The following is a 13,723-nucleotide window of genomic DNA, read 5'->3' as shown; positions in this document are numbered from 1 at the left end:
CATATACGTTTATGGGGAGTACCAAAAATCAAACAAGCCAAAAAACGAGGGAATTCCTTACCCTCGTCCGTTCCAGATCCTATTCAAAATTCTATCAGTCCCACGCTAATTTGCAAAGCATCGTCAACCTTCCGCATCGTTTCTTCGTCCAAATGCGTAATTTTGTCCGTAAGCCTTTGCTTGTCAATCGTTCGGATTTGTTCCAAAAGAATCACCGAATCTCGATCAAAGCCATGCGTTTCCGCATCAATTTCTACATGCGTTGGGAGCTTTGCCTTCTGGATCTGAGCTGTAATCGCTGCAACAATCACGGTGGGGCTAAAGCGGTTGCCGATATCATTTTGGATCACTAGAACAGGACGAACTCCTCCCTGCTCCGACCCGACCACCGGCGAAAGATCTGCGAAAAACACATCTCCACGTTTTACAATCACTTCTCTACACCCCGCTTACTAAGCGATCAAGCGTATTGTCCGCTTCTTCCTCCGCTTGAAAAGCTTCAGATGCCATGCTGAGATTGATTTTAGCCATCTCCATATAGCCACGCTGCATGGATTCGCGTAGGCTACGCTTTTTGCGTTCAATTAAATAAAGCTTCATTGCCTGTCGAATAAATTCACTGCGATTAGAGTTTTCCTTTTCGACAATGCCGTCAACCTCTTGCAGCAAATTGTCAGGTAAACTGATCATAATCCTTTTCGTATTGTGCGCATTGGTCACACTTTAGCACCCCCAGAAACGATACAAAGACAATATTACCAGTATGTCATCATGAAAACCAAATTATACAATAGGTATATGCCTTGCGTATATCAATTATGTTACACAAATAGATATAAGAATCTCATTACTTACTATTCGAGAATGAATTCTGAAATTCCTCTTGAATGGATATAAATTTTATATGGTAATTTTATGAAGCTGCTAATTAAACTAATACCGATGACGCATAAGGGGATTAATCGCATCCTCGCGTAGACCGTTACGAACATACACTCTTGCTACTCGATGAGAGATCATACAGATAACCTCATAGTTAACCGTCCCAAGTTGACGCGCCACATCCTCTACTGTAATACGCTCCCCCGCCTGTTCCCCAATCAGCACCACCTCATCGGTTGCCAGCACATTAGGCACATGCGAGACATTGACCATGCACTGATCCATGCAAATTCTTCCGACAATGGGTACTCTCCGACCGCGAATCAGCGCTTCTGCTTTAAGCGAAAGCATGCGAGAAAATCCATCTGCATAACCAATCGGTAGGGTAGCTATTTGCTCTTCTGTCTTTGTATGATAAATAGTGCCGTAACTCACTCCTGAGTTCGGAGGAAGCGTTTTGAGATGAACGATGCCTGTTTTGAGGCTCAGTACTGGCTTCAGCTCAATCTTCTCTTGATGAACATCCTCGGAGGGATACAGACCGTACATACTAATGCCTAGCCGCACCATCGAGTAAGTCAGGTTAGGCAAATCAATGGCTGCTGCGCTATTGCCAGCGTGTATATAAGGAAATTGAATTTCTTTTTCCTTAAAATGCTCCACAATCCGCTCAAACCGACGATACTGCTCGTAGGTGTATATTTTGTCGGCTTCGTCAGCGTTGGCATAATGCGTAAACAAACCCTCTACTTCGACATTCTCTAACCGTAGAGCCTGCTCTATGAAAGGAATCGCATCTTTCTCCGTTTGGAGTCCAAGGCGCCCCATACCTGTATCCAGCTTGATATGAATTTTGAGTTTATTTCTTATTTTCGTTTGATCTTGAAGCTGCTCCAGCTTCTGCAGAGCATCCAATACTTCATGGCTGTATACAGTGACCGTTACATCCAGCTGACGAGCTTTTTCAAGTCCTTCTGGCGGTGTATAACCCAGCACTAAGATCGGTGCTATGATTCCTGCGTTACGTAGCTCCAGCGCTTCATCAAAAAATGCAACACCGAGATAGTCCACACCCGCTGCGATGGCCTCTTTAGACACCCCAACAGCACCGTGCCCGTAAGCATCCGCCTTAACTACTGCCATCGTCCTCATCCCACTTGGCAGCACCTTTTGAAAGCTTTCAATATTACTTCGTAGTGCATCTAATGATATTTCAACCCACGTAGGCCGATAAAAAGCATCCATGTTGTCCACCTCTTTTTCCACATGCAAATAACAAAGAAAGGCCCGCTCGCAAGTGAGCAGGCCCTCTTTCATTTCCGAAACTGTTCGGACCAATAAACCTATGTTAATCCGAATGATGAAAACATGTCAACCTTACTTGCCAGATTGCCCTTGCGTTGTCATCGCAATTTTCATCATTTCAATTGTCGGCAAATCTCCTGTCGAGAGGCGGAACTCTACGCCATCATTCGTCCATGTCAGTGTCTTCTTCTCATCGCCCGTCAGTACGGCTAGCGTATAGCCCAAATCAACGATCGTTCCAGGCTGCAAGGATACCGCCTTTGCCTGCGGTCTCACCTCGATAAGACTGTAATTGTATTTGCCTTTATATCGAAGCAATACCGCTGGATCTTCGCCAAGCTTCATATCCGTAATATCCTGCTTGACCACATCTTTTGGGAGGTAAGAAGGCTCGATAATACCAATATTTTGCGGTTTGCTTGCCGCGGAATTCGACTTTATGTCTATCGTCGGTTTACTGTCTGTAGCTAACTTAGTATCAGTAGCTTGCTTACCATCTGTGACTGATTTAGTATTAGCAGCCTGCTTGCTGTCAGTCGTAGACTTCGTGCCTGCTGAACTTTGATCTTGACCTATTTTTCCCGTCTGACCTGCTATTTGATCGGACTGTCCACCTGTCGCGGATAAGTTTTTATCCGTTAGCGATTTGCTATTTGTCGCATTATGATCTGTATCCGATGCATTCACACCAGCTGTTGTCGGCAAAGTCTGCATATTCCAACTCGTCATATTGCGCTCCATTTGGAAATAATCCTTATCGAACTTGGCATCAAATTCAAACTTCGTGAAATTAACCTGTACCATCACATTTTGATTCGCATCCGATACTTTGACCTGCGTAGGAGCCAACGTCTTCTTGTTCAACCAAATTTTCTGGCGGGATAACATTTCATTTTGATAATTGGCTGCAACATCGAACACATAGGCATCATTCTCCGTCGTAAATTGACGCTCTTTATCGGCAACTATGCTCTTCGCCAAAGACTGGAACAAATAAACCTGGCCTTGATTCTCCGGCCAATCGCTTTGAAAGCGGAAGCTCTTCTTCAAATGAGGTGTTAGCACAAAAACGCCTTCCTCATTGCGAAGCACAATCTGCGTAACATCCTTCTGTGCATTCGTTAACGAAATGCGATAGAAATGATCCGGTGAAAACGCCACCTCTACCTGATACTCCTGCGGCTGCTGCCCGGTGTGCAGAATCATGCTCCCTGAAGCCTGATAACTGCCCGACTTGCTAATCACATGATCCAAGTCCTTTACAATAGATCCTGCATCCTTTTTCCCAATCCCGCATCCTGCGAGAACTACAGCTAAGCACATCATGATTGCTATCATCCATGTGACCCGGCGCATTCGATCATCCCCTCACTCATGATTACATCACTAGTACATGCATATGAAGGGACTTGGACGATTATGCAGACGAGTTGGGCTTGGCTAAAAAAAGGAATGCGAAACGATAACTAAGCAACCTTTCAGCATGTGTACATATTTTCTTCACATTTATCTAACATAATGGTTGTATTATCCATGTATATAGACTGGAGGAACTCATCTTTGCATACCAACCAGAAAACAGCTCTCCAAGCGTCGCGAGGCGTCGCGGCTTGTCTAGTTCTACTGTTCCACACATCATCTATGTCCTTCAAGTATTATCAGTATGATCTATTCGGCATCAGTTCCCTCCCGCGATCAGGAGGTCTCGATTACTTTTTTGTGTTAACTGGCTTTCTACTTTACCGCACTTATGGCAAAAAAATCGGTTCAAGCATGAATGCGCTTCCCTTTCTAACGAATCGGCTTATACGCATCTTTCCACTTTACTGGTTAATTACGCTTATCGTATTACCTGTCTATTTTCTTGTACCCAGCTTCGGTTACGGCTTCGAGACCCATAAAGATACGATTATTCGTTCACTACTATTACTCCCGCAAGCACACGGGCCCATTATCCCTGTCGCTTGGTCTCTAAGTTATTTTGTATTATTTTATCTATTATTCAGCCTAATTATGGCAATGAGGAAGGAAGCAGCCTATAGCTTTGCTGCCCTATGGATTGTCCTAACTGTTTGTAACGTTTTTCATGTACCCATGATTGGGCCCGACATCGAGCGTCATTTCTATTTAAACTTTCTCTTTAGTGAAGTAAACCTGGAATTTGTTGTAGGTTGTTTACTTGCAAAATGGACTGAGCATCGTCGGAATAAACACTACAAGCTGCTTATGATTTGCGGAGCGATAGGTTTTGTGCTGATATGGCTTAACAACAAGTTCTCTGTTGTCTCTTACCACGACTATCTGCTATATACAATTCCCGCTGCGCTTGTTCTGTTAGGAGCCTCTTCAGTCCCAACAGAACCACTGCGTTTGCCTTTATGGGTTCAAGGTCTCGAAAAGCTAGGTAACGCGTCATATACCACGCTGCTCACGCATTTATTGTTCATTTCGATCCTGATGAAGCTGAGCAAAGCCAGTCACATTTCAGAGAAAATCGGATTTCTTTGGACGGATCTCCTTATCGTGGCAATGACCATTCCACTTTGCTATATGGCTTATATACTTGCTGAAAAGCCTTTAGTTGCCTACATCAAAAGCGCAATTAAGCTTCCTACCGCCAAATCCCCTAGACCAGTTTCCTAAGAAGTCAAAAGGCTGCTCCGGCTTTAATTAGCCATAGCAGCCTTTTGATTTCTCACTTACACATCTATCCCTCTTATTACCACATATACACAATACCGGCTATAATGCCCGCCCAAATCAGGGAACCAAACACAACACCTACAACCAAACCTCTGCCTATAGATAGGTTGTCGTCTTGGTAAGCGTCTTCATGATCGATCATAAAAAACCTCCCCCAAACTAAGTATATCCATAAGTATGGGGAAGATGTTGGCGAATTATGCGGTTGATGCGAAAATAAATTCAGTACGCATTTTTATTAATAAAACCGTTAATAATCGTTCTCCAGATAATTTTAATATCGAATAAAAAAGTCCAATTTTCAATGTAGAAAATATCATGCTTGATGCGTTCCTCAATCGAGGTATCTCCTCGTAAACCGTTGCTCTGCGCCCATCCCGTAATCCCTGGACGAATATGATGTTTGACCATGTATTTCGGAATTTCTTCCTTAAATTGTTCCACGAAAAATGGACGCTCTGGACGAGGGCCAACAACGCTCATATGCCCAAAAAGCACATTAAAAAATTGAGGCAGTTCGTCAAGACTTGTTTTACGAAGGAATGTTCCAACCTTGGTGCGCCGCGGATCATTCTCAACTGTCCACTCAGTATTCGAAGCATTCTCAGTTAACACGTTCATCGACCTGAACTTATACATCATAAACCGTCTGCGGTTCAGTCCTACACGCTCTTGCTTGAAGATAATGGGCCCCGGCGAAGTAAGCTTAATCGCGATGACGGAAGCAATCATCACTGGCAAAGTTATGAGAATAGCAATTGAGGAGAAGGCGATATCGAATGCTCTTTTGAACAGCCTGTTTCGCAACTCATCCAATGGAATATCTCGTACATTAATTAGCGGCATATCGGCAAAATTATCGAAGTACGGTCTTGATGGCAAGAAATCATAAAAATCTGGGATGATAAGTGTTTTCACGCCAATTTTCTCGCAGACATTGATAATACTGCCGAACTTGCGATGCGCATCAAGCGGCAGCGCGATGATGACCTCATCAATAATTAGTTTGTTCAGTATAGACTCCAGTTCATCAATCGTCCCGATAATCGGCTTGTAATGCTGATAGGAAATCTCATGCTTCTCTTGAAAATCATCTAGAAATCCTACTACCTCATACCCTAGTTCTGGATGCTGCTTTAACTTCGAATAAAATTGTCGACCCAATGAACCTGCTCCAAGGATGAGTACAAACTGCTTGTTATAGCCCTTCTGTCGGAACCTTTTAAGCGATATTTTCACCATATAACGATACAGGCTGATCGCAAGAATGTTGTTAACAAGAAATAGCAAGAGATAAGAACGAGACACATCTACTTCTTTTAAAATAAACAATACACTTAATAGCAGCAGTAAGCTGAACGAATGCACTTGAACAATTTTCAACACTTCGAAAGAAAATTGTTTCTTTCTTTTCGGCGTATAGAAATTCACAAAATAACTGATTCCTATCGCAAGTATGCCGTAAGTCACACTCCACATGACATAATGCTTGAATGGAAGAGGCGAGTCATAAGGAATCCAACCGCTATTGAACTTAAGCCACCATGAAAAAAGAAAGACGAGTTGAATACACACGAAATCAACGACTGCATATAGTTGTGTAAGGAATCTCTGACTTTGTCGGATCAAATGTTTCTCACCTCGCCGGACGTAATTTATTTTTGATGAGTGAAAGAACGAATTTCAAGCCTACACCAGCAAAAACCATAACATTAATGGGCCATGAATATTGACGTTGAAAATGCTTCTTATGGAACAAAATCATCGCTCGATGAAACTCATAAATAATTTTGTATGGTTTCTTACGGCTGCTTGCACCTTTGTAATGGATAATCTGCGTTCGGGGGTAGTAGTAATTCACCCAACCCGCTTGCTTAATTCTATAACACCAATCAATGTCTTCACCATACATAAAAAATTCCTCATCTAGCATGCCGACTTGATCTATCGCTTCACGGCGCACCAGCATGAAAGCTCCGACAAGAGAATCAATTGGATATTCTTGATCAGCATCAAGATAACCTAACTGATATTGGTTAAATCGAGGATTGTTAGGGAAAAGCTTAGAGAATCCAAATGCATAATAAAATGAGGCTGATGGCGTTGGAAAGCCCCGCTTACAAGCTTTATCCAGAGAACCGTCTGGAAGAACGATTTTACAGCCGCTGGCCCCGACAGTCGGATGTGCGTCCATGAAACGAAGCATAATGTCTAACGTGTCTGTTTGAACCACTGTATCAGAATTAAGTAGCAGAACGTAACGTCCCTTTGCAATTTTAATGCCCTGGTTATTTGCTTTAGAAAAACCGACATTCTCCTTATTTGCTATGCAAGTAACTTGCGGGAACTGTTCCTCAACGGCTTGAATCGTGCCATCGCTCGATGCGTTATCTATTAGAATGATTTCGTAGCTGTAAGATGGAGTCGACGCGAGTACGGAGTGTATACACTTCAGTGTTAGTTCACGAGTGTTATAGTTAACAATAATGATACTTAAATCCAAGATAAAGACCTCATTTGTATTTATTCTTAGGATTAAGTATAACATGGTTGAAACGAACATTTCACGCAATAAAAAAAGCAAGACCTTTGAATCAGCCTTACTTACATTATTTATTAAGGATGTGCCACTTGGCAACGCTTTACGTTACAAGCTTTAGTGTGCGTATCCTTGCTGCATGCTCCATCCTCGTAACCGCGATGCCTGCAATCTGCTCACCTTGCTGTATCTGTGCCTCTTTAATTTCATGCATAGTTTCTGCAACTTTTAGCAGTCGATTCTCGACACCTGTCAATCGATCCTCAACATTCGCTAGACGTCTATCGATACTATCGACTCGATCTTTAATCTCTTTAACATCTGTACCAATCTCATTAATTCTACCGATTATCGTACTTAGAAACTCACGATCCGTCATTTCATCCATCGTTAACATCCTCTAATTCAGATTATTTCCCGGGCAGCTTAACTGCTTATAGTTATCTACTATTATAACGCAGATCACCTAACGGGGAATCCTTAGAATCTTTGAAAATAACAACTTTCATTTTCCAAACCATTTATTGACCTCATGGATAGAAGCTTTTCGTTTCTTTTGGATGATACTGCGTTTAGCACGAAGTTCAGGTAATTTGCGGATAAAATCTAGCCATGCTCCTAATAGTTTTGGCTCACGGACTAGGGCATACCCAAGGCTTAATAACTCGTAGCCCAACAACGGAATGAAATGTTTAACAGCATCAGAAAATCGATCGTTTTTCAACATCATTTTATAGCGATTGATATAGGAAAGTCTTCGCACAAAAAGTGGCTTAGCGCTTCTGCCGCCTTCTTTCCAGCCTCTTTCATGAAACGCAATTGCCGAAGGCTCGAAGTATGCTTTCCAACCTAAAAGCTGTGCTCTCCACGCTACATCTACATCCTCTTTATAAGCGAAAAAGTCCTCATCGAAAAACTCACCGTTAACGCTGATATCATCAATCATATCACGAGAATAAAAAGCAGCCGCTCCAGATACACCGAAAACCTCTTCCGCTTGTTGGTATGTATCGCTTGGCTGATGTGCGCCACGGTCAAAAGCTCTACGAGCCCTATTGATGATAAGTCCCGTGCTATCTATTAGCGTTGGATTCGCTTTAAATAGCAATTTTCCTGTCGCACTGCCTGCTAGAGGATTATCAACGATAACTCTAAGCAAATTTTGAATATAACCCGGTTCAAGTACTACATCCGGATTTAGAATTAGACAATAATCCGTTTCAGTCTGCCGAATAGCTTGATTGTGTCCACCAGCGAATCCGTTATTAACGGAATTCTGAACTAAATGAACTTTATCAGACCATTTAGAAACAATTTCAATAGTTCCATCATTTGAAGCATTATCAACAACGATAACTTGTTCAATCGGATAGGTTTGACGAAAAACTCCAACCAAACAATCGTTAATATAATCAACGCTATTAAAGGTTACGATATGAATACTAACTGTTTTCATTTTGCTCCCTCTGACAATTCTTTCAAGAATGCACGCAGCCCCTCACGCCAGGGCCTTAAATCCTCAAATCCATTAGCACGTATCGCTAAATGCTCCATAGCCGAAAATCGAGGTCTTGGGGCAGGTAGCGGGAACTCTTCCGTCGAACACGGTTCCAATTTGATCGTCGTACCACTCTCTTCGAAAATAGCACGAGCGAAATCAAACCATGAACAAACTCCCGCATTGGAAGCATGATAAATACCATAACGCTCTGTCTGTATAAGTTGCTCTAAGAAAAGAGCAATATCAACCGTATAGGTTGGTGATCCTATCTGATCACTTACAACCTTTATAGTATCACGATCTTGGGCCAACTTTAGCATCGTTTTCACAAAATTAGCTCCATGAAGACCATAAACCCACGAGGTTCTTACGATAAAATAGTTAGATGACAGCGTCTGAACAAGCTGCTCACCTGCTCTTTTGGACTTTCCATACACGCTCTGCGGGTTGGTATTATCATATTCCCTATAGGGAGTCACAGCAGTACCATCAAATACGTAGTCCGTACTAATATAGCACAGTTTAGCCCCTATTTTCTCAGCAGCAACTGCAAGATTTCTTGTCCCAAAAGCATTAATTTTGTAAGCTAAATCTTCTTCCGTTTCAGCAAGGTCTACAGCTGTGTACGCGGCGCTATGTATAATTACGTCCGGTTTTAGGGTTGAAAGCACCTCAAAACACTGATTCTCGTTAGTAATATCAAGCTGCTCTCGTCCAAGACCATGAACTTCGTGCTTTGCTGCCAACAGTTTCACAACATCTTGACCTAATTGTCCATATGCTCCCGTTACTAATATTCTCATCCTCAGCCACCTAAACGCGTACCGTATTGTTGAGCGAAATATTGCTGATACTCACCATTTTGGATTCGTTTCCACCAATCTTGATTGTCCAAATACCAACGAATCGTTTCACTTATGCCTGTCTCAAAATTATGTTTTGGGTTCCATCCCAGATCCCTAGTGATCTTTGTAGCATCAATACCATAACGACGATCATGCCCTGGCCGATCTTTGACATATTGAATCAGAGACTCTGATTTACCGAGCTCGCGGAGAATCGTTTGTACAATTTGAATATTTGTTCTTTCATTATTACCGCCGATATTATAAACTTCCCCGTTTACACCCTTATGTAGAACAAGATCAATCGCACTACAGTGATCCTCAACATACAACCAGTCTCTAATATTAAGACCATCTCCATACACGGGAAGCGGCTTATCATTCAGAGCATTAGCAATGATTAAAGGAATTAATTTCTCGGGGAATTGATAAGGACCATAGTTATTGGAACAACGAGTAATGTTAACTGGTAATCCAAAAGTTTCGTGATACGCACGTACCAAAAGATCAGATCCTGCTTTACTCGCTGAATATGGACTGTTAGGAGCTAATGGAGTTTCTTCTGTAAAAAGCCCCGTCTCACCTAAAGTTCCGTACACTTCATCTGTGGAAACATGAACAAACTTCTGAACCGCATATTTTCTAGCCGCTTCAAGTAACACCTGCGTTCCAAGAACGTTCGTCTTTATGAATACATCTGGTTCAAGAATGCTTCTATCTACATGGGATTCCGCGGCGAAATGTACAACCGTATCGATGCCCTTCTCAAAAAGACTGTTCACTACGTCCGGGTTTGTGATATCACCTTTAACGAATGTGTATTGGCCATTATCTTGAATGGATGTAAGATTTTCTAGATTCCCAGCGTAGGTTAGAGCATCCAAATTGATAAGCTCATAATTAGGATAACGATTTAGCATATAATGAACGAAGTTGCTGCCGATAAAACCAGCCCCACCAGTTACAAGTACTTTCATGGCAATAACAGCTCCCTGTCTTAGAAGTTTATTTTCGCATCTTTGAGCAGCGGATGCTTCGTATCTTTATCAGAAAGAATCGGCAGCGATGTGGGCCAATCAATACCTAGAGCAGGATCATTCCATAGTATACCTCTGTCATGCTCTGGAGAGTAATATTCGTCCACTTTGTAAAGCACTTGCGTATTTGGAACAAGCGTGCAAAAACCATGAGCAAAGCCCTGAGGAACTAGAAGTTGGCGTTTATTAGCTTCGCTAAGAATGACACCTATCCATTGTCCAAAGGTGAGAGAAGCTTTGCGAATGTCTACAGCTACATCGTAAATCGCTCCAGCAGCTACTCTAACAAGTTTGGTCTGGGCTTTGGGGTTGAGCTGATAGTGGAGTCCGCGCAGCACACCTGTTTCCACGGACAGGGAATGATTATCTTGAACGAAGATATAATCCACTCCATGCTCGGCAAACTTCGCACTACTGTAACTTTCCATAAAAAAACCCCGATTGTCACCATGGACATCGGGTTCAATAGTAAATAAGCCTTGAAGCTTGGTAGAAACGATCTTCATCAGTCTACACACCTCTTACAATTTAAGTTTCCCAAACTCTTCATCATAATACAATTCTTTCGCTAATTCATTAGCTCTCGCCAGCGATTCATGTGTACCAGCATCTGTCCACCAACCTTGTAAAATATCATAGGTCAGTTCGTTTCTCTCTATGTATACGTTATTAACATCAGTGATTTCTAACTCACCACGACCCGATGGTTTGAGTGTCTTTATAATATCAAAAACAAAACTATCGAACATATAAATTCCAGTAACCGCAAAATTACTCTTCGGCTTCTGAGGTTTTTCTTCAATTGAGATGATTTTACCATCTTGCAGCTCGGGAACACCATATCTTTGAGGATCTTGAACCTCTTGGATGAGAATTTTGGCCCCTTTTTTTTGGTACCTAAAATTATTAATAAATGGAACAATACTCTGTTCAAACACGTTATCGCCTAAAATGACAATCATCTGATCGTCACCTACGAAATGTTCTGCAAGATCTAAAGCTTGAGCAATACCGCCTGCTTCATCCTGCACTTTGTATGTGAAGGTTACCCCCATTTCTCGCCCACTACCGAGAAGGTTAACCACGTCCCCCATATATTCTTTACCAGTCACTATCAGAATGTCATTTATATTAACTTGCTTCAATTTAGCCACAGAGTGAAAGATCATAGGATATTTGCCTACTGGAAGTAAATGTTTATTTGTTACTTTCGTTAATGGATAAAGACGAGAACCAGTTCCACCCGCAAGTATTATGCCTTTCATTGAGCCCTCCACAAATAATTACAATTTAATTGCTCTCGCTTTCACTTAACTTATTTAGAGTTCAAAAATGAATATTTCAGACTAATATTTAGGAAATAATTTTATATCATAAATTAATGTATCCTTATCTGTTGCTTCATTTAGACCATCAATAAAAAAACGAGCTGTAGCCGATTTTATATTAACACTATTTGATTTAAACTCAAAAGAAAATTCCTTAACACTATCTGTTATTTTATCATTATTATACTGTGGGAGATCATCTGGAATAAAATCAAATGATAATTTTTGAAATCCCTTTGCCTTATAGCTAATTTGATACTCTTGTCCTGGAATTAATGCCATTTTATCACTCTGCAAATATACTATTCCAGATTTCGGAACTCCTTTTTTAAAGACATACCCATCAAATCCATCAACCTTAGTTTCTTCTACAAATGCATCATTAATATTCGAAAATTTTAGATTTACTGGTTCAAGTTGCTTTAGAAGATCTTCATAAAATATTCTATCTGATTGCAATTTCCCAGAAATATATTCTTCATTCATTTCAATTAGAATAATGTCATGATTAAGAACATCATTATTCCAGTCAACACTTGATATTTTACCTAGATATTTTTCCCCTTCTCCCAATTTATATTGATTATGAGAGTTGTAATAAAAAAAATAATCTAGCTGTTTAAACATACTTATGTCTGAAAGGTTTTGGATAATCATACCCAAAAAACTCCCTCCTTCCACAAGTATTGTAGGTTTATATTCCCCAGCATCCCTATTCTCAGTAAAAATTGGTCTGGGACTTGTATAATTTAATGGTGTAAACCAAAGGTTCATAAGTTCTGCTAAATCACGATCGGTACCTACAGGCGTTCCTTGTTCAATCTTATCAAGATTAAAACTTACTAAATCTTTTCCCGTAATTTGTTCGAGTTTTTCCACTAAAACCTTTGCTGTATAATACGATGCCAGGTAATTCCAATGAGTACCACCTTGTGGAAACACATCATAACCGCTACTTTTTTTTTGAGTATCAGTTATGTTATGTCCATCGATATATTGGATTTCATATTTATTTAATAAAGGAATAATTCTCTCGTAATTTCGTGAGATACTAGTCTTCTTAGATATTAATCTATCCGGAATATGTTCAGGATACATTGCTGCCTTACTAGGTGTTAGTAATAATAGAAAAGTTTTCCCTTTTTTTTGCAATAAATCTTGAACACGCTTCATATCCTTTACTTTTTCCTCTAATATTTTCGTATCCAAAGGAGGGATGATACCCAGATATTCATTGATGTAGCCACTACCGTATAATTGGCTATCTTTACCAACCGTAATGTTATCATTAGGAACGGTTTGGTTGAATATAGTATAGAATAGCTGCTTATTGGTTTTTATGAAATATTCTCTCAATCCAAAATTTTGGCTAAACCAATCTTCAAATTTATGTTGGAAACCGCCGTTCTGAAACTCATGGATGTTGAACGTTGGTTTGTCAACTTTTTGCACCGCACCAACAAGAGATAAGTTTCTAAAAATAGTATACTTCATCTGTAATATTGGTAACGAAATTAGTAGCCAGATTAGTAAAATAAAACCTGATTTGATGTAAAAATTTTTCACATTAAAAATCCTCCATG

At 40.7% G+C, this 13,723-nt stretch carries 15 protein-coding genes; 1 reads left to right on the top strand and 14 read right to left on the bottom strand.

Going from position 1 to position 13,723, the window contains the following annotated elements; all coding sequences use genetic code 11:
- Positions 1-83 precede the first annotated feature (83 nt).
- The 4 genes from GK047_RS13890 to GK047_RS13875 form a co-directional block, all read right to left on the bottom strand.
- Positions 84-434, bottom strand: a complete 351-nt coding sequence (locus tag GK047_RS13890) for a type II toxin-antitoxin system PemK/MazF family toxin (RefSeq protein WP_028553893.1) — start codon at positions 432-434, stop codon at positions 84-86.
- Positions 435-438: 4 nt separating this feature from the next.
- The gene (locus GK047_RS13885; RefSeq protein WP_163947402.1) at positions 439-720 is read right to left on the bottom strand and encodes a ribbon-helix-helix protein, CopG family; all 282 of its coding nucleotides are present in this window, start codon (positions 718-720) and stop codon (positions 439-441) included.
- A gap of 213 nt (positions 721-933) precedes the next feature.
- Positions 934-2,127 (bottom strand): alanine racemase, encoded by a 1,194-nt coding sequence (alr, locus tag GK047_RS13880; RefSeq protein WP_163947400.1) that lies wholly within the window; start codon positions 2,125-2,127, stop codon positions 934-936.
- A gap of 132 nt (positions 2,128-2,259) precedes the next feature.
- Positions 2,260-3,543, bottom strand: a complete 1,284-nt coding sequence (locus GK047_RS13875; protein WP_163947398.1) for a LolA family protein — start codon at positions 3,541-3,543, stop codon at positions 2,260-2,262.
- Between the two features lie 204 nt (positions 3,544-3,747).
- Here GK047_RS13875 and GK047_RS13870 point away from each other — a divergent pair, with 204 nt between their 5' ends.
- Entirely contained in the window at positions 3,748-4,830 is a 1,083-nt protein-coding gene (locus GK047_RS13870) for an acyltransferase family protein (protein WP_163947395.1), read from the top strand.
- Positions 4,831-4,906: 76 nt separating this feature from the next.
- On the opposite strand, the gene GK047_RS30165 is transcribed toward GK047_RS13870, so the two are convergent.
- From GK047_RS30165 to GK047_RS13825, 10 genes are all read right to left on the bottom strand, one after another.
- Positions 4,907-5,032 (bottom strand): hypothetical protein, encoded by a 126-nt coding sequence (locus GK047_RS30165; protein WP_275901670.1) that lies wholly within the window; start codon positions 5,030-5,032, stop codon positions 4,907-4,909.
- 80 nt (positions 5,033-5,112) lie between these two features.
- Positions 5,113-6,519, bottom strand: a complete 1,407-nt coding sequence (locus tag GK047_RS13865) for an undecaprenyl-phosphate glucose phosphotransferase (RefSeq protein WP_163947392.1) — start codon at positions 6,517-6,519, stop codon at positions 5,113-5,115.
- 7 nt (positions 6,520-6,526) lie between these two features.
- Positions 6,527-7,393 carry a glycosyltransferase family 2 protein gene (locus GK047_RS13860; RefSeq protein ID WP_163947390.1) on the bottom strand — a complete coding sequence of 289 codons (867 nt, stop codon included), beginning with the start codon at positions 7,391-7,393 and terminating at the stop codon, positions 6,527-6,529.
- Between the two features lie 139 nt (positions 7,394-7,532).
- Complete coding sequence (locus tag GK047_RS13855) at positions 7,533-7,817, bottom strand: hypothetical protein (protein ID WP_163947388.1); 285 nt, start codon at positions 7,815-7,817, stop codon at positions 7,533-7,535.
- Positions 7,818-7,934: 117 nt separating this feature from the next.
- Complete coding sequence (locus GK047_RS13850) at positions 7,935-8,885, bottom strand: glycosyltransferase family 2 protein (RefSeq protein ID WP_163947386.1); 951 nt, start codon at positions 8,883-8,885, stop codon at positions 7,935-7,937.
- The gene (rfbD, locus tag GK047_RS13845) at positions 8,882-9,733 is read right to left on the bottom strand and encodes a dTDP-4-dehydrorhamnose reductase (protein WP_163947384.1); all 852 of its coding nucleotides are present in this window, start codon (positions 9,731-9,733) and stop codon (positions 8,882-8,884) included. The genes GK047_RS13850 and rfbD overlap by 4 nt, the downstream gene beginning before the upstream one ends.
- 2 nt (positions 9,734-9,735) lie before the next feature.
- Complete coding sequence (gene rfbB, locus GK047_RS13840; RefSeq protein WP_163947382.1) at positions 9,736-10,752, bottom strand: dTDP-glucose 4,6-dehydratase; 1,017 nt, start codon at positions 10,750-10,752, stop codon at positions 9,736-9,738.
- 20 nt (positions 10,753-10,772) lie between these two features.
- Complete coding sequence (rfbC, locus tag GK047_RS13835; RefSeq protein ID WP_163947380.1) at positions 10,773-11,318, bottom strand: dTDP-4-dehydrorhamnose 3,5-epimerase; 546 nt, start codon at positions 11,316-11,318, stop codon at positions 10,773-10,775.
- Positions 11,319-11,333: 15 nt separating this feature from the next.
- Positions 11,334-12,077, bottom strand: coding sequence for a sugar phosphate nucleotidyltransferase (locus tag GK047_RS13830; protein WP_163947378.1), 744 nt, complete (start codon positions 12,075-12,077; stop codon positions 11,334-11,336).
- Positions 12,078-12,158: 81 nt separating this feature from the next.
- Positions 12,159-13,706 (bottom strand): alginate O-acetyltransferase AlgX-related protein, encoded by a 1,548-nt coding sequence (locus tag GK047_RS13825; RefSeq protein WP_163947376.1) that lies wholly within the window; start codon positions 13,704-13,706, stop codon positions 12,159-12,161.
- Positions 13,707-13,723 lie beyond the last annotated feature (17 nt).

The organism is Paenibacillus sp. SYP-B3998 (assembly GCF_010820665.1).
GTDB lineage: Bacteria > Bacillota > Bacilli > Paenibacillales > NBRC-103111 > Paenibacillus_E.
Note: the sequence above shows the minus strand (reverse complement) of the source record. Positions and strands in the feature narration are given on the sequence as shown.